The organism is Candidatus Acidulodesulfobacterium ferriphilum (assembly GCA_004195035.1).
In the GTDB taxonomy this organism is placed as follows: Bacteria; SZUA-79; SZUA-79; order Acidulodesulfobacterales; family Acidulodesulfobacteraceae; genus Acidulodesulfobacterium; species Acidulodesulfobacterium ferriphilum.
This window is the reverse complement of the sequence record SGBD01000001.1, coordinates 132,788-148,882: the sequence shown is the minus strand read 5'-3', so window position 1 is coordinate 148,882 and position 16,095 is coordinate 132,788. Positions and strand designations below refer to the sequence as shown.

At 38.3% G+C, this 16,095-nt stretch carries 17 protein-coding genes; all 17 read left to right on the top strand.

Annotation, left to right across the window (positions count from 1 at the left end; genetic code table 11):
• Positions 1-160 precede the first annotated feature (160 nt).
• On the top strand, positions 161-682 hold the full coding sequence (locus EVJ47_00775; protein RZD15527.1) for an adenine phosphoribosyltransferase: 522 nt from the start codon (positions 161-163) through the stop codon (positions 680-682).
• 18 nt (positions 683-700) lie between these two features.
• Positions 701-1,090, top strand: a complete 390-nt coding sequence (locus EVJ47_00770) for a cytochrome c (GenBank protein ID RZD14850.1) — start codon at positions 701-703, stop codon at positions 1,088-1,090.
• Between the two features lie 251 nt (positions 1,091-1,341).
• Complete coding sequence (locus EVJ47_00765) at positions 1,342-2,487, top strand: cysteine desulfurase (GenBank protein RZD15526.1); 1,146 nt, start codon at positions 1,342-1,344, stop codon at positions 2,485-2,487.
• A 43-nt stretch (positions 2,488-2,530) separates the two neighbouring features.
• A complete protein-coding gene (nifU, locus tag EVJ47_00760; GenBank protein RZD14849.1) occupies positions 2,531-2,977 on the top strand; it encodes a Fe-S cluster assembly scaffold protein NifU in 447 nt (148 codons plus the stop codon).
• A 6-nt stretch (positions 2,978-2,983) separates the two neighbouring features.
• Complete coding sequence (locus EVJ47_00755) at positions 2,984-3,208, top strand: sulfurtransferase TusA family protein (GenBank protein RZD14848.1); 225 nt, start codon at positions 2,984-2,986, stop codon at positions 3,206-3,208.
• A gap of 687 nt (positions 3,209-3,895) precedes the next feature.
• Positions 3,896-5,344, top strand: a complete 1,449-nt coding sequence (locus EVJ47_00750; protein ID RZD14847.1) for a hypothetical protein — start codon at positions 3,896-3,898, stop codon at positions 5,342-5,344.
• Positions 5,345-5,741: 397 nt separating this feature from the next.
• Entirely contained in the window at positions 5,742-6,110 is a 369-nt protein-coding gene (locus EVJ47_00745) for a hypothetical protein (GenBank protein RZD14846.1), read from the top strand.
• Positions 6,111-6,130: 20 nt separating this feature from the next.
• On the top strand, positions 6,131-6,970 hold the full coding sequence (locus EVJ47_00740; protein ID RZD14845.1) for a 3-hydroxy-5-phosphonooxypentane-2,4-dione thiolase: 840 nt from the start codon (positions 6,131-6,133) through the stop codon (positions 6,968-6,970).
• Positions 6,971-7,109: 139 nt separating this feature from the next.
• The gene (locus EVJ47_00735) at positions 7,110-8,519 is read left to right on the top strand and encodes a sensor histidine kinase (GenBank protein ID RZD14844.1); all 1,410 of its coding nucleotides are present in this window, start codon (positions 7,110-7,112) and stop codon (positions 8,517-8,519) included.
• Positions 8,516-9,874 (top strand): sigma-54-dependent Fis family transcriptional regulator, encoded by a 1,359-nt coding sequence (locus tag EVJ47_00730; protein ID RZD14843.1) that lies wholly within the window; start codon positions 8,516-8,518, stop codon positions 9,872-9,874. The genes EVJ47_00735 and EVJ47_00730 overlap by 4 nt, the downstream gene beginning before the upstream one ends.
• A gap of 523 nt (positions 9,875-10,397) precedes the next feature.
• Positions 10,398-11,120 carry a cytochrome c biogenesis protein CcdA gene (locus EVJ47_00725; GenBank protein RZD14842.1) on the top strand — a complete coding sequence of 241 codons (723 nt, stop codon included), beginning with the start codon at positions 10,398-10,400 and terminating at the stop codon, positions 11,118-11,120.
• Between the two features lie 12 nt (positions 11,121-11,132).
• The gene (locus EVJ47_00720) at positions 11,133-11,639 is read left to right on the top strand and encodes a DUF255 domain-containing protein (protein ID RZD14841.1); all 507 of its coding nucleotides are present in this window, start codon (positions 11,133-11,135) and stop codon (positions 11,637-11,639) included.
• An 82-nt stretch (positions 11,640-11,721) separates the two neighbouring features.
• Positions 11,722-12,246, top strand: coding sequence for a twin-arginine translocation signal domain-containing protein (locus EVJ47_00715; GenBank protein ID RZD14840.1), 525 nt, complete (start codon positions 11,722-11,724; stop codon positions 12,244-12,246).
• 55 nt (positions 12,247-12,301) lie between these two features.
• Positions 12,302-12,631 carry a thiosulfate oxidation carrier complex protein SoxZ gene (gene soxZ, locus EVJ47_00710; protein ID RZD14839.1) on the top strand — a complete coding sequence of 110 codons (330 nt, stop codon included), beginning with the start codon at positions 12,302-12,304 and terminating at the stop codon, positions 12,629-12,631.
• 70 nt (positions 12,632-12,701) lie between these two features.
• Positions 12,702-13,199 (top strand): hypothetical protein, encoded by a 498-nt coding sequence (locus EVJ47_00705; GenBank protein ID RZD14838.1) that lies wholly within the window; start codon positions 12,702-12,704, stop codon positions 13,197-13,199.
• 82 nt (positions 13,200-13,281) lie between these two features.
• On the top strand, positions 13,282-14,091 hold the full coding sequence (locus EVJ47_00700; protein ID RZD14837.1) for an ABC transporter substrate-binding protein: 810 nt from the start codon (positions 13,282-13,284) through the stop codon (positions 14,089-14,091).
• 328 nt (positions 14,092-14,419) lie between these two features.
• A complete protein-coding gene (locus tag EVJ47_00695; protein RZD14836.1) occupies positions 14,420-16,093 on the top strand; it encodes an FAD-binding protein in 1,674 nt (557 codons plus the stop codon).
• Positions 16,094-16,095: the final 2 nt, after the last annotated feature.

The following is a 16,095-nucleotide window of genomic DNA, read 5'->3' as shown; positions in this document are numbered from 1 at the left end:
TCCAGAATTACTTAATTATTGGAATATCTTAAATATTTTCTAAATCGGGATTTGGATATATTTTTTGTATTTGAATTTCATTTTACGATATTGTATAATAATTTAGTTTTTTTAAGTCGGGGTATAATAAAATATGGATAAGTTAAATTCAGTCAATTCAATCGACGATTTAAAGGGCTTTGTCAGGGAGATTCCAGATTTTCCCAAGAAAGGAATTAATTTTAAAGACATAACGCCCCTACTTGCGAATCCCAAGGCTTTTGCATTTTCCATCGATAGCCTTGCAAACAAATATCTGAACGAAAAGATAGATTATGTCGTTTGCATAGAGGCGAGGGGTTTTGTGGTGGGTTCCGCGCTTGCTTACAGGCTTGGAGCAGGGGTAATAATTGTCAGAAAGCCGGGCAAACTCCCGTACGAGTGCAATTCTTTATGCTACGACTTAGAATACGGAAGCGCGACGCTTGAAATTCATAAAGACGCATTAAAAAAAGGGGACAGGGTAATTATCGCCGACGATGTTTTGGCAACCGGCGGTACGGCTCTTGCCGCAATTAACCTTGTGAAAGAGTTCGGCGCAGAGGTGGCGGATACCGCGTTTTTAGCCGAGCTTTCGTTTTTAAACGGCACGGATAAACTAAAGCCGCATACCATTAACTCTTTAATGAAATTTGATTATTAAATTATATAAGGGGGGTTTATGAAAAAGGGTTTTACGATTATTTTTATCGTTCTTGTTATTGTTATAGGTTATATCGTCGTTCACGCAATTACTGCTCCTGTTAAGTTATCGGCCGCGCAGCTTGGAGCCGAACTCATTCATTCCCACAAAAACGGCATCGATTGTTTTGCCTGCCACGCAATAAACGGGAAGGGCGGCAATGTCGGTCCCGACCTTTCGAAAGAAGGAGCGCTTAAACATTCTATTAAATGGCTTGAAGTCCAAATTGCGACGCCCGCAAAGCATTTTAAACCAGGTTCCATGGTGAAAATAAACGGCAAAACATATATGGCTATTATGCCTGACCACAAAATGCTTTCCAAAAAAGAGCTTTTTGAGCTTGCGTCCTATTTAGACTCATTAAAGTAGGTATCATTTTTGTATAGAAAAAAGGGGGCTGATTTGAAATCAGACCCCTTTTTTATTTTAACCCCTTTTTTCTAAATAAAAAATTTTTTTGCAATAATACTTGACTAATTTAGTAAAGTATGTTTTACTTAAAGAAAGTAAATCATTCAACCGGAAACTAATTTTTATATATTATATATAATATTTATTCTAGATTAGATTTGGAGGCAAAAGTGAAGATAATAAATTTTGACCATTTTGCGGCAACTAAGATGAGACCGGAGGTAAAAGAGGCTATGGAGCCCTTTTTTATGCAGGAATACGGCAATCCGCAGAGCATTCACACGCTGGGAGACGAGCCGAGAGAGGCGTTGAACAAGGCAAGGCTTCAGGCGGCGGAGCTTTTAAATGCGGCGGGTAACGAGGTGATATTTACGGGGAGCGGTTCCGAATCTAACAATCTTGCGATAAAAGGAACGGCTTTTGCCAGAATGGATAAAGGAAAACATATAATCGTTTCTAAAATAGAACATTTTAGCGTTTTAAACGCCGTTAAGGCTTTGGCCAAACTTGGTTTTGAGGTCAGCGAAGTCCCTGTTGACAAATACGGTTCGGTTGACCCTATGGACGTCAAAAACGCTTTAAGAAAGGATACGATTCTTGTCAGCATAACGCACGCATCGAACGAAATCGGCACCATTCAGGATATTAAAGAAATTTCCAAAATAGTTCATGAAAACTCGGCGGCGTACATGCACACCGATGCAAATACTTCATGCGGCTTTATCGAAACCGATGTCAAAGAGATGGGCGTCGATATGCTTTCGGCCGCTCCCCACAGATTTTACGGTCCGAAGGGAACGGGGCTTTTCTATCTTAAAAAGGGAATCAGGATAATGCCTTTAATAGACGGCGGCATTCAGGAGTTCGGAAGAAGGGCCGGCACGGAGAATGTTCCTGCCGTTGCGGGCGCCGGCGTTGCATGCGAACTGGCAAAAAAAGAGTTAAAGGACAGGACGGCGCATCTTTTACCTATTCAAAAAGATATAGTAAGCGGGGTATTGGGTTCCTTAGACGAGGTATATCTTAACGGGCATCCCGAAAAAAGACTCCCTAACAATTTAAACTTCGTGGTTAAATATATCGAGGGCGAATCGATGCTGATGTGGCTGAACAATAACGGAATTATGGTGGCAAGCGGTTCAGCCTGCACATCTAAAATTTTAAAGTCGTCCCATGTGTTAAGCGCGATAGGGGTTGACCCTGCGCTCGCGCAGGGCTCGCTGCTTATTTCTTTGGGCGAGGACAATTCGCTGGAAGACGCCGCTTATTTTGTAAAGGAGCTTCCGGGGGTGGTAAATAAATTAAGAGAAATGTCGCCCCTTTACGAAGAGGTTAAAAAGAAAAATAAAGTATAAATTTAAATCATAAATTTAATAATAAAAATACGGAGGTAGCATTATGCCGGTATATTCGGAAAAAGTTATGGATCACTTTCAAAATCCAAGAAATGTGGGAGAAATCGAAAATGCGGACGGGGTAGGGGAACTCGGCAATCCGACCTGTGGCGATATAATGAAAATATATATAAAGGTTAAAGACGATAAAATCGACGATATAAAATTTAAAACATTCGGCTGCGGAGCGGCTATCGCAACAAGTTCAATGGTAACCGAACTTGTAAAAGGAAAGACGCTCGAAGAGGCGGAAAGAGTATCTAACGAGGTTGTTGCCGAGGCTTTAGACGGGCTTCCCCCCGTTAAGATGCACTGCTCCAATCTTGCCGCGGACGCGCTTCATCTTGCCGTGGAGGATTACAAGGCAAGAAAGGCGGGTAAGGGACCGATAGGCAGGGTGGAAACGCCGGAGCATGACGAGAACGAACACGATTTACTCGAGCATGCGTAAAAGATTATGAAGCACGATTACGAGATTGACACATTCGGTTTATCCTGCCCGGTGCCTATCATGAAGGTGGCGGAGGAGTTTAAAAACATACCCGAGGGTTCCGTACTGAAGGTCGTGGCTTCGGACGAGGGTATCGTAGAGGATTTAAAAAGCTACTGCAAAAAAACTAACCACGAGTTCCTGTCTTATGAAATAAGCCTTCCTGAGTACATAGTTTATGTAAAAAAATAGAAAAAAATACCTTAATCCTGCATTAGAAATTACATTATATACTCAAAAGCTATGTTAAATCTGGATTAACGCTTCGCTCTCGCACTTCGTGCTCGTGAAGTTTATCCTGAACTTTCCCGCTGAAGCGGGTTGGGACTATGCGGAGATTAAGGTTTTAACCCTACAGTCGTCATTCCCGCGAAAGCGGGAATCCAGAGATACATAATATTTGTGTGCATTATTTAATTTCTAACGCAGGATTAAAGAAAGGGTTAAAGAAAGGGTTAAAGAAAGGTATTGACATTAACAAAATAGGTAATATAATTAAGTCATAAAAGAAAAATAACGATATTACCGATATATTAATCTATATATCAATATAGATTAATTAACAATTTTATTTTAAGTATTGACAAGCGATAAATTTAAGTATATATATTATATATATTAAATCATATATTGCTTATAACGGTGTATTTAAGCCTGTAGATGTAATATATGAGGAAACAAAAACGGTTAAAACACGGAATTAAAGTTTGGAAAAATAAATTAAAATATTAAATATAAGGAGGTGGAGAGGGAGAAAGAGATTAACAAATCATGCCATCCCCGCAGAGTATCAGGACGGGGGAGTTGCAGTTCAATAAATGTTTGTTAGTTCTGTTTTTTTATTAATTTTTAATTTTAACTTTAAGAGAGAGGAAAGTTATGAAAAAGAAATTAGTAGTAACTATGGTTGCCTTGTTTATTTTGGCGTTCTCCTTTGCTATCGCGCCGAAAAAAGCAAACGCAATTCCCGCTTTTGCTCAAAAGTATCATTTTTCATGCGCAGTTTGCCATACGGTATTTCCAAACTTAAACCCGTTCGGCAGGGCATTCTGGAGAAACGGCTTCAGACTTCCGGGAACAAACGGAACTCCGTCTGATGCAACGCAGATAACCGAAGGTTTGAGCCTTCCGAACCCATGGCCGATTCCGATAATGGTCGAGCCGATTATCAGCTATCAGCACTACACCAATGAAAATGTCAGTTCGGCAACCGACGCATTCGGCGCAAGCGTAGATGTGGTCGATGCGGGCGCATTTAAGTTATATACGCCTCTTGCGGATTCCTTATCTTTTTATGTTCATTATGGATTTGGCGCAGGAAAGGGTAATATTAACGGCAAACAGATATTCGCGTCTATCAACGGCTTAGGCTCCGGTTTTGGCGCTCCGTCGCACCTGTTTAATTTAAAACTTGGTCAGGTAACAACTGCAAGCCCGTATTTTTACAGGCAGATGCCGTTCTATATCCTTGGCGGGCCGGCAGGAAACGGGCAGGGATTAACTGTTGATAACCAGGGTGGTGGAGAAGGTGCATCTTTAATTCATGCCAGAAACGCAGGTTTTGCCCTTTACGGAACGCCGGGCTATCATTTGTGGTATAAAGTAACGGTTACGAATGATGCAGGGGCGGGAACAGGCGAAGCAGCGTATTACACCAAGTTGGTAAATCATGTGACCACAGATAAATCTGTATCTAATGCAATGGAATATTCTTATCAGTTAAAAGAATATTATCCAATTCCTATGGGTCAGCTTGAGTTTGGATATTACGGCGCAACGGTTGCCGAACCTTTAAATGGAAATGCTGGATCATGGACTAATAGGGTTACTGTAAATGGCGTGGATGTTGACCTTGCAAATGACATTTATGAATTGGGTTTGACATACATGGTTCAGAGTGACAACCATCCATATGGGAATCCATCTCTATCATCTACAAATGAAACACTTCCTGACGGCACTATTGTAGGTAGTTCTAATTCAAGCAATGGCTATTCAACCTTTGAAGTTTATGGCAGATATTTATTGCCGCAGATAGGTAACGGCTTAATGCTTTCCGCCGACTATGCCCAGTATTCATGGACACATAAAGATTTAGCAGAAGCGGCTGGCGGTAATGCCACAAGCACATGTGTTAATAGTCAATTATATGGCAGTGTTTATACAAATACATCTCTTGCCGGTGTTTGTGATGAAGGTATAAAAGACGCGTTTGCCATTAATGTTGAATATAACTTGGCTTACAACGCGCATCTTTATCTCGCATATTTAATAACCAACAAAAGCCAGGCTGATACAGTAGGCACGGGTCTTGACTTCGCATTCTAATCCTAATCCGGCTTTTGCCTGATTATGATTGCAATAAAATTAAAGCGGAAGCGGCTTTCTAAGCCCTTCCGCTTTTTTATTCCTCCCAAAATTATTTTTGCTTTATAAATTTCCTTTTTATATATTTTATGTGATATACTCCTTATCGGAGTAAGATAAAAGATAATTAAAATAATTGATAAGACGACCTTTCGGCATAATAAAGGGGTCAGATTTATTTATCCCCTTACTCCCGCCTGCGCTTTTCTTAACCGAACTGTAACAAAAAATTCATCTCTTTTTAACATTTCCGTCATAATCCTTTAACATTCGCCTGCTATAATAAAATAATTATCAATTTGCAAATCTTATGATTTGAAAAAAATAATTTGAATGTTATAATAAAAAAGGGGTTATAATGGAAGAAATTAAAAAAGGTGATGATTATATGAATATGAGCCTTTCGGTGTCTCCCGAAAAATACTTCGACAGCAGATTCGACGGTCAGGAGAAGCTTTTTACCGAGAAGTTTAACGGCCTTAAAACGCAATTCGATGAACGGTTTAACAGCCTCGAAAATAAATTCGACGAAAGGATTAACAGTCTTGAAATTAAATTCGATGCACGGTTGAGTAATGCCGAAACAAGAATCGATATTTTAGATACCAAAATAGATGCCATGGATAAAAGGTTAAAATGGAGTACTAATTTGACCTTTGGCGTCCTTGGCCTATTAGTGGCTATGGTCGGAACTTTATTGGCTATGACGGCTATACATCACTTTTAAGTCGCGCAAGAGGTGACGGCATGGTTCCCTCACTTGCGGGTTGGGACAAGTTTAAAACTATAAAGGGGGCAGGGTATATGGATTACGGTTTAAAGAACAGGCTTTCGAGGATTATCAAACCGAAGGATAAAAGAACGGTCATGCTTGCGATAGACCACGGTTATTTTATGGGTCCTACGGGCGGGCTTGAGGATGTTAAAGGCGCTATTACCCCGCTTTTAAATTATGCGGATTCGCTGATGCTCACAAGGGGCATATTAAGAAATCAAATCGATGCGGGTATCGATATTCCGATTGTTTTGCGGGTTAGCGGAGGGACAAGCATATTGAAAGACGACCTTTCGGACGAAGATATTACAGTTTCTATGGAGGATGCGATAAGATTAAACGTGAGCGCCGTAGCCTTGTCTATATTTATCGGCTCTAAAAACGAAAAGCAAGGGATAATAAATCTTGCAAGATTGGTCGATGAAGGAAATAGATACGGCATTCCCGTTCTTGCGGTAACGGCGGTCGGAAGAGAAATGACGAGGGATGCCCGCTATCTATCCTTAGCCGTCAGGATTGCGGCCGAAACCGGAGCAAGCATTGTAAAAACATATTATTGCGATGATTTTGAAAGGGTGGTAAATACCTGTCCTGTTCCGGTGGTTGTTGCCGGAGGGAAAAAGACGGGTGAAAAGGAGGCTCTGGAGCTTGCGTATAATGCCGTAAAGCGCGGGGCGGCAGGCGTGGATATGGGCAGAAATATATTCCAGTCCGAAAAACCCGTCAATATGATTAAAGCCGTAAAGGCCGTCGTTCATAAAGGACTTGCGGCGGAAGAGGCTTATAATACCGTTTACAATATAATAAAATAATAAATAATATAATATAACTACATGATTTATGATTAGCAATGCCGCCGCAGCCTTTAGATTTTGGCAATAATTTTATTTCTGTCAATCCCGCCTTTCTTTGTCTTTAGTATCTATAGAGCATCTATAATTTAGTATAATCATGGAACATTTTATTAAAAATTTAAGCATTAAATGGAAAATATTAATAAGCGCTTTTGCTATTTTTTTCTTCACTATTTTTCTAAGCGACGCCGTCTTTCTTTATACTATTTACAAAACATTATCAGGCAGACATTATTTAAAAAATACAAGGATAGCCAGAATCTTAATCTCGGAAATAAAATACTCTTTGTATTTCAATAAAATTAGGTTTTTGAAAAAATATTTAAAGTCTAATATAAAAAATTACCGCATAATCAAGGGTATTTCGATATATAATCCGGAAGGGAAACTAATAATGAATAGCGGAAAGCTTTATGCCGCGCATAATCCCGTTAACGATAAAAAAAAAGACGGTTCGGTTTTAATCAGAAATATTGACTATGGCGGCAAAATATTGGGGCTTGTTGCAATTAAATTTAATTTAAAAAAAGAGATTGAAGCCACTAATAACCGTGTTTTTTGGGTCGGGGTCAGGTTTTCGCTGATAGCGCTCATTTTTATAGCCTTAGGGCTTTTTATGTTTTATATTATAACTGTTATTATCACAAAGCCCTTGCTCGAGATAAAGGAAAATATCGAAAAGATAAAAAACGGCGATTATAAGATAAGTTTCACGAAAAGGTTAAACGACGAAATCGGAAGCGTTATAAGCGCGATTAGCTCGATGGCGCTGTCAATCGAGGATTATACGAAAAAGATTGATTTAGTGAATAAAGAAAAGAACGAATTGAATTGTATGGCGATTATGGGTGAAATGTCGGCTAATATAGCGCATGAGGTTAAAAACGCCATATATATTATTTCTTCCGCAAACGCGTATATATCCCACGAAACAAGAAATAAGATAGTATTAGAGGTTACCAATATAATAAATAATGAAGTAAAAAGACTCGATAAAATGACCGTAGATTTTTTAAGTTTTTCCAGACAAAGAAATCCCGAACTGGTTCCGGTAAATATAAACAGGCTGATTGACGATTCGGTAAGAATATTAAAATTAGAAATCGACAATTTAAATATAAAATTAATAAAAGAGTTTCAAGAAGACCTGCCTGTCATTAAGGGAGACCCGGAATTGCTTAAACAGGTTATCTTAAACTTAATAATAAACGCAATGGATAAAACATATAACGCAGGGAATAAAATTATTGAAATAAAAACGGTTTTAAGAGGCGATTTTATAAATATCGAAATTATCGATAACGGCGAGGTTATACCCGAAGAGAATATCGAAAAGATATTAAAGCCGTTTTTTACGACGAAAAAAAACGGTTCCGGGCTCGGTCTTCCGATATCTATGCGCATAATTAAACTTCACGGGGGAACGATAAATGTTTACAGCAAAGATAATAAAACCGCGTTTGTGCTTGTAATTCCTAAAGCCGTCGGGTCGGGTATCGTTAAATGAAGAAAATATTATTAATCGATGATGAAAAAAATCTTTTAAGAACGGTAAGCTTAAATCTTTCCAGCCGCGGTTTTTTTGTCGATACTGCTCTGAGCGCTGAAGAAGGATTTAATCTCTTTAACGAAAAGCGGCATGACATTATACTTTGCGATTTAAAATTGCAGGGGATGAGCGGTATAGACCTTTTGTCCAAAATAAGAATATTCGATAAAGATGTAATATTTATCGTAATTACGGCATTCGGGACAATAAAACAGGCGGTTGACGCCATGAAACTCGGAGCCGACGATTTTATTTCAAAGCCCGTCGATATAGACGGGCTAATCGAAAATTTAAAAATAGCCCTGCAAAAAAGAAACCCCAAAAAGATTAGCGATGACTTTCATAATGAAAACATAGAAAAAATCAGAAAAGATTTTATATTTAAAAGTAATGAAATGGAGGAAATTTTAAAAGAAGCCGTTTTAACCTCCAAATCCGCTTCAAATGTTCTGATAACCGGCGAAACTGGGACAGGCAAGGAAGTTTTAGCCAAAATAATACATTTCCTTTCGGAAAGAAAAGGTGATTTTGTGCCGATAAATTTAAGCGCCATTCCGATAGACCTTATGGAAAGCGAACTATTCGGACACGAAAAAGGTTCGTTTACCGGAGCGTCATTTACGCAAAAAGGCAAATTTGAGATTGTAAACGGCGGCTCGCTTTTTTTAGACGAAATAGGGGAAATGCCCTTTGCGATGCAGGCAAAGCTCCTCAGGGTAATACAGGAAAAAGAATTTTCAAGGCTCGGTTCTAACTTAAAAATAGAGCTTAATGCAAGAATTATATGTGCTACAAATGTTAATTTGGAGGAAAACGTTATCGAAAAAAAATTCAGGGAAGACCTTTTTTACAGGATAAATGTTTTACATTTTAAAATACCTCCGCTTCGTGAAAGAAGAGACGACATCCCAGCCCTTGCCAATTTCTTTGTCGGAAAATATAGCGCCGTTAATAAGAAAAATATTAAGGCCATATCGAAAGATACGATTAATATTTTGATGAGTTACGATTTTCCGGGAAATATAAGGGAACTTGAAAATATTATCGAAAGAGCCGTTGTTGTTGCTACTTCGGATGTAATCGAGCCGCCGAGTTTACCAAAGACTATGTTTTCCAAACAGATTCAAACATATAAAAACTTAACAGGTTCGGACGAGGGCGATATAAAGCTCGATGAAGTGGAAATTAATTTAATTAAAAATGCGCTTAAAAAAAATAATTACAATCAAACTAAAACGGCGATTTCGCTCGGCATATCAAGAAAGCAGTTAATAACAAAAGTGAAAAAATACGGCCTTTTCAGGCTTAAATAACCCAAAATTGCCGATAGAAAATTTTAAATCTGGATTAACGCTTCGCTCTCGACCTTTGGTCTCGTGAAGTTTATCCTAAACTTTCCTGCCTGCACAGGAATGACACCCGTGGGGTGAAAACCTAAAAACCTGCAAAGTCATTCCCGCGAAAGCGGGAATCCAGTGTTCATATAACTTTAAAGCCATTTTAACGGTTTCTATCGGCAATTTTGGGAAAATAAATAAAATATTTATTTTTTACAAAAAATGTGATATGTTGTAACATAGTATAAAATATTATTAAATATAAAATAAAAAAATATTAATTGTCCCAAAAGGGACAATTATGGAATTAAAAATTGTCCCAAAACGGCCAATGTTGCGGCAGAATTCTATCGGATTCATATTTTAACTGCGCCTTGAAAATGGCATTATTTTTGCAACATAATAATGAATTTAAGGTTTAACCTAAAATCATTATTTTAAATCATTAACAGTAATAATAAGCAATAATAAGCATTTTAAGGAGGCATCTAAATTAATTATGTTTCATCTTAATCTAACTTACGGTATTGCTTTTTTCGGCGGGTTATTGGCTTTCTTCTCTCCGTGCATCATACCGATAATACCCGGATATATCGCGTTTATAAGCGGCGTCAGCGTCGAAACCATTACTTCCGAAAAAAATTACAAGAATATGATAGCGGTTTTTACCGCATCGCTTGCTTTCGTAATAGGATTTTCCATTGTTTTCGTAGCCCTCGGCATGGGTTCCGTTACGATATTCAGCGGTTTCCTTAAATCTAATCTAAATACGGTAAGAATAGTCGGCGGCATCGTAATTATTCTTTTCGGGTTATACTGCCTCGGCTTATTTAGGTTGGGTTTTTTAAGCAGGGAGGTTAATATTCTTCCATGGAAAAAAAGGGGCGGGCATATACTGGGGGCGTTATTTCTGGGGGTTGCGTTTGCGGCGGGGTGGGTTCCGTGCGTAGGACCTATCCTTGCTTCCATCGTTCTTTATACCTCTATCGGCTCGTCTTTAACGAGGGCAGTCGAACTTTTATCCGTCTTCAGCCTCGGGCTCGGACTGCCGTTTATTTTGGCCGGCTTATTTCTGGCATATTTTATGGCATTTTTCAAAAGAATAAAGGGCTATTTAAGATTATTTTCGGTAGTCTCCGGAATATTTTTAATCTTAATGGGCATTCTTACCATTACCGGAAATTTCGAACTGCTTTCCGTGCATATAATAAACTCTCTATAACTTAAAAAGATTATGAAACCAAAAAGATTATTAACGGCATTTTTATTTTTACTATGTATTTTAACATTAATCTTGCCTAAGACAGCCTCCGCTTCCGATAAAATTCACTGGGAGAGCCTTGGCGCTGCCATTAAGCGCAATAAGACGGATAAAAAATACTTTTTGGTTCATTTCTATTATCCTACATGCGCCTACTGCATAAGGATGGATAAGCATGTTTTTACCGACAAGGATTTTATAGGTTATATTAACAAGCATTTTCATCCCGTTATGGTTGACATATACAGCAACAGGACCACGGAATATTTTAACGGAAAAATGATGTCCGGTGCGCAGATTGCGGCGCTTTTTCATGTTACGGGAGTTCCGCACGATATTTTTTTCAGCCCGTCTTATAAAAAGATATTTGTTTTGCCGGGATACTGGAATGCAAAAGACTTTTTGCTTGTAGCAAAATGGATAGGCAGCGGCAGATATAAAGTAGAAACATTGAGGAAATTTGCGGGCCCCGCCCAATGATATAGAGAAATACAGCAAGTATTATATATCTTATGTTATATTTAAAACAGCTTAACGATTAAAAACAAGGGAGGTTTTTAGAATGAACGATCATGTTTCGAGAAGAGATTTTATTAAGAAAACTGCCATGGCAGGCACTGCAGTAATAATTGGTTCGGATGTAATCTTAGGGGAAGCTGGAAAAGCCTTCGCCAAGCGTAAAAAAACCTTAATTAAACACATTAAAATCAACAAAGCTTATGTTAAAGAAGTTAACGGTAAAAAAGTTACATGGGTTAAAGGCACGCCGACGCCTGAAGAGAAACTTTTAATTCCAAAAATAAGGCTTCCGTTAATTGCTCAAAACGGTGCTATGGTTCCGCTAACCATGGAGGTAGGGCTACCGATGAAGCCGCAAAAATATCTTAAAACATTTTACATATACGACCTTAATAATCCACACTCTGTTCAAGGGTCATTTGACATTTCGCCTGCCAATGGGAAAGCTTATATATCCACAAGGATAAAGCTTCAGCAGGAATCTTATGTCCAGATCCTTGCCGAATATTCCGATGGGAGCGTTTATGGTGGAAGAAAGTTCGTTAAAGTGACAGTCGGCGGCTGTTAATTTTAGAGTTAATATATTTTATAACATTAACATATTACAAAGGAGTGTGAAAAATATGAAATTAGGCACAATTTTAGTTAGAGTCCCCAGCAGGGTGAAAATGGGAAAAATAATAAAGGTGTTGAGCTTAACTAAGCATCCTATGGATACAGGTCTTGTTAAAAACCCAAAAACAGGAAAAATAATACCTATGTGGATTATTAATAAGGTTGATATTTATTACGATAAAAAATTAATCACAACCTGTCATTATGGGACAGGTATTTCCGCAAACCCATTTCTTGCTTTTTATTTAAAAGCGGACAAAAAAGCGCCGTTAGAGTTCGTTATGTACGATACCCATCATAATGTTTATAAAAAAACAGTTATGATAAATGTAGTTTAAGGGGCTGTCTTTATGGTAATTAAAATTGCTTAAGAGTTAAATTAACTTTAAATTTTAGGAGGTATTATTTATGATGAACTTAAGAAAATTAAGTTTATTTGTAATGTTATTGGTGTTCGCAATAACATTGTATTTACTGCCTATACGGGCATTTGCAAAAAATAGCGTTCCCGTTAACGGGCGCTCTTATCAATATTTTAAGCATCACGCATTGAAAGCCGTTTGGCAGGCTCCGTTTAATCCAAAAAAATATGGGCTTTTTACGCTACAGCTGACGCATAATCTTATGTCCGCATTAGGCCACAATGTGCATGTAAAAGAGGTTGTTGTAGCTCCAGGTCCTGCAATACATTATCTGATGAAAAAATACGATGCAGCAAATTATAATAAAATTAAAAGGTTAAGCGAATTAGGCGTGAGATTTTTAGCATGTCATGCGGCTTTAGTTGCTTTTCATGTTAAGAAAAATGAATTGTTTCCTTTTGCTGGAGTTGCTTATCCAAGCGGTATATTCTACATAATAAAAAAAGAGGAACAAGGGTATGCTTATTTTAATATAGGTTGGTAAAGCTATATCAGTGAATTCAAAGAATTTAAATATAATTTATTATACCCATCATTAACTATCTAAATATCTTTTTGGAGGAAAAATGAAAAAAATATTTTTTTTAATTATCCTTATTTTATTTAGCACTTTTTTTTACATACCTCGAGCAAATGCCCGCACTTTAATAAGGATTTTTGCATCAGATGCTGTTGCAAAACCTTTGCATATCATCGGCAATATATTTGAGAAAGAACATCACGGGGTTAAAATGAATTACGAGTTTTCGGCATCAGGTGTATTTAGAGTTGGAATATTAGGCGGTGTACCGCCGGATATATATATAGCTTCAAATGAAAAATATCAAGATGATTTAATGGAGGTGGCCGCTATAAATTCATACAAGGTATTTGCGTATGACTACTTAGCTGCAGCCACTCCTTATGCTAATCAGGCAGGAATTACCAAATCTAACCTAATTAGCAAATTAACGAATAAAAATGTTAGCTTGACCGTTGCATCGCCAAACTTTAGCCCTGCAGGACATTATACGATGGACATGTTTAGAGCTATAAATAAAAGACATCAGGGGGCGTTTAATAAAATAGCCGATCATGCCAATCAACTATTAAGTCCGGCGTTAATTATGCCATTATTGAAAAATGATAAAACCGATATCGGCATACTTTATGCGTCGCAATTAGCAGGGCTCAAAAGATGTGGCATGGATATCAATATAATACCAATATCGTCGCAATACAATACAAGAGCTAAATTTACAATATCAATATTAAATAAATCTCCATTTCATTTTGTAAGTCATAGAAGAGAAAAACTTAATAAGGAATTTGAGAAGCTATTATTATCCAAGACGGGTCAAAAAATACTTAAACAATGGGGATTTTCACCTGTTTAATCCATTAAACAAGTGAAAATGGATTAAAAAAAGGCAATAAAAATAAAGAAATACCAGCCCGCCGCTTATTAAATAAGGGTTAAATTTCCCATAGATAATAAAGCGGCGGTTTCTTTTTGAATAGTTATATAATTTTCTAATTATCGCAGTAGTTTTAGTTCGAAAAAAAATATTGCAATATTATCTTAGTTTAATTTATAATATTTTATCTATATTGTCTTAAAAATCGTAATAAAATAGAAAAATTATTCGGTATCGAATCGATACTGTGCCGAACTGCCGGACTAAACTGTTTAATTTAGAATGATTATAAAAATAGGGGTTATAAATGTTAAAACATGATGTAGTTATTGTAGGGGCTGGACTTGCGGGCTTAAGGGCCTGCGTCGAGCTTAGAAAAAAAGGAATAGACGCAATAATAGTCAGCAAGGTTTATCCAACGAGGTCTCATTCCGGAGCGGCGCAAGGAGGAGTCAACGCCGCTTTCGACGAGAACGATTCGTGGGAGTCCCATTTTTTTGACACGGTTAAAGGAAGCGACTATCTTGGGGACCAGGATGCCATCGAAATTTTAACAAGCGAAGCCCCCGCAAATATATTAGAGCTTCAAAGGATGGGCGTAGTTTTCAATAGAAACGATCTTGGAGGCATAGCACAGAGGCCGTTCGGCGGGCAGAGTTTTCCCCGTTCATGCTACTATGCCGATGCGGTCGGGCATATGATGCTTCACGGGCTTTTTGACAATGTTCTTAAATACAAAACAAAAATACTGTATGAATATTTTGTTACAAGTTTAGTCGTTGACAACGGCAAGATCAGCGGCGTAGTTGCTTATGATATAAAAACAGGGAAGTTCGAAGGCATTGCCGCAAAGGCCGTATTATTTGCTACCGGCGGTTACGGGCAGGTCTATTCGTCCAACACAAACGCGCTTATAAATACCGGAGACGGAATGGCTGTTTCGATTAAGGCAGGCGTTCCGCTTATGGATATGGAATTTGTCCAGTTTCACCCTACAACCCTTAAAAGTACAGGAATATTAGTCACCGAGGGTGCAAGAGGCGAAGGCGCTTACCTGTTAAATTCATTGGGCGTCAGGTTCATGTCTAAATACGCTCCTAAGGCAATGGAACTTGCCCCCAGAGATGTGGTGGCAAGAGCCGAACAGACGGAAATAAACGAAGGAAGAGGCGTTGACGGGGCTATTTTATTGGATGTCCGCCACCTTGGGAAAGAAAGGATTATGGAGAGGCTCCCGCAAATAATGCAGCTCTCGATAGATTTTGAAGGCGTAAACCCGATTTACGAGCCGATTCCGATCAGGCCGGGCATGCATTATTCTATGGGCGGTATTAAAACTGATTATAACGGTAGAACCGCAATAGAAGGCTACTATTCTGCAGGGGAGTCTGCATGCGTCAGCGTTCACGGGGCAAACAGACTCGGCGGCAATTCTTTATTAGATACAGTCGTGTTTGGAAGAAGAGCAGGTATCGATATTACGGAATATTTAAAAGACGCCGCATTTGCTAAATTTGATGAGTCGCTCATAAAAAGGGACGAGGAAATTTTCGAGAAACTTAAAAAATCAAACGGAAAAGAAAGACACGGGCTGTTAAAAGCGGAACTTCAAGAGGAGATGAGGGCTAATGTCGGGGTCTTCAGGGAAGAAAAGGCCATGAAAAAAGCCGTTAAAAAGATTGAAGAGCTTAAAGAACGCGCCAAAAATATCGGGGTGGACGATAAATCAAAACTGTTTAACACCGACATTGTCGAGGCTTTTGAGTTTAGCAACATATTATTGATTGCAGAAGTTATCGCAAATGGCGCCATATTAAGAAAAGAATCGAGAGGGGCGCATTATAGAAACGATTATCCGGAAAGGGACGATGAAAATTGGCTTAAACATACTCTGGCAACTTTAGGCGATAACGGAAATATAAAATTCGATTTTTCCGAAGTTTCTATTACTAAGTTTAAGCCTCAACCGAGAACATATTGATA

Coding starts and splice junctions, on each gene's coding strand:
- EVJ47_00735 (RZD14844.1), top strand. CDS start 7,110: ATGGAACATTTTATTAAAAATTTAAGCATTAAATGGAAAATATTAATA.
- EVJ47_00770 (RZD14850.1), top strand. CDS start 701: ATGAAAAAGGGTTTTACGATTATTTTTATCGTTCTTGTTATTGTTATA.
- EVJ47_00705 (RZD14838.1), top strand. CDS start 12,702: ATGATGAACTTAAGAAAATTAAGTTTATTTGTAATGTTATTGGTGTTC.
- EVJ47_00715 (RZD14840.1), top strand. CDS start 11,722: ATGAACGATCATGTTTCGAGAAGAGATTTTATTAAGAAAACTGCCATG.
- EVJ47_00745 (RZD14846.1), top strand. CDS start 5,742: ATGGAAGAAATTAAAAAAGGTGATGATTATATGAATATGAGCCTTTCG.
- EVJ47_00720 (RZD14841.1), top strand. CDS start 11,133: ATGAAACCAAAAAGATTATTAACGGCATTTTTATTTTTACTATGTATT.
- EVJ47_00695 (RZD14836.1), top strand. CDS start 14,420: ATGTTAAAACATGATGTAGTTATTGTAGGGGCTGGACTTGCGGGCTTA.
- soxZ (RZD14839.1), top strand. CDS start 12,302: ATGAAATTAGGCACAATTTTAGTTAGAGTCCCCAGCAGGGTGAAAATG.
- EVJ47_00700 (RZD14837.1), top strand. CDS start 13,282: ATGAAAAAAATATTTTTTTTAATTATCCTTATTTTATTTAGCACTTTT.
- EVJ47_00730 (RZD14843.1), top strand. CDS start 8,516: ATGAAGAAAATATTATTAATCGATGATGAAAAAAATCTTTTAAGAACG.
- nifU (RZD14849.1), top strand. CDS start 2,531: ATGCCGGTATATTCGGAAAAAGTTATGGATCACTTTCAAAATCCAAGA.
- EVJ47_00750 (RZD14847.1), top strand. CDS start 3,896: ATGAAAAAGAAATTAGTAGTAACTATGGTTGCCTTGTTTATTTTGGCG.
- EVJ47_00765 (RZD15526.1), top strand. CDS start 1,342: ATGAGACCGGAGGTAAAAGAGGCTATGGAGCCCTTTTTTATGCAGGAA.
- EVJ47_00755 (RZD14848.1), top strand. CDS start 2,984: ATGAAGCACGATTACGAGATTGACACATTCGGTTTATCCTGCCCGGTG.
- EVJ47_00740 (RZD14845.1), top strand. CDS start 6,131: ATGGTTCCCTCACTTGCGGGTTGGGACAAGTTTAAAACTATAAAGGGG.
- EVJ47_00725 (RZD14842.1), top strand. CDS start 10,398: ATGTTTCATCTTAATCTAACTTACGGTATTGCTTTTTTCGGCGGGTTA.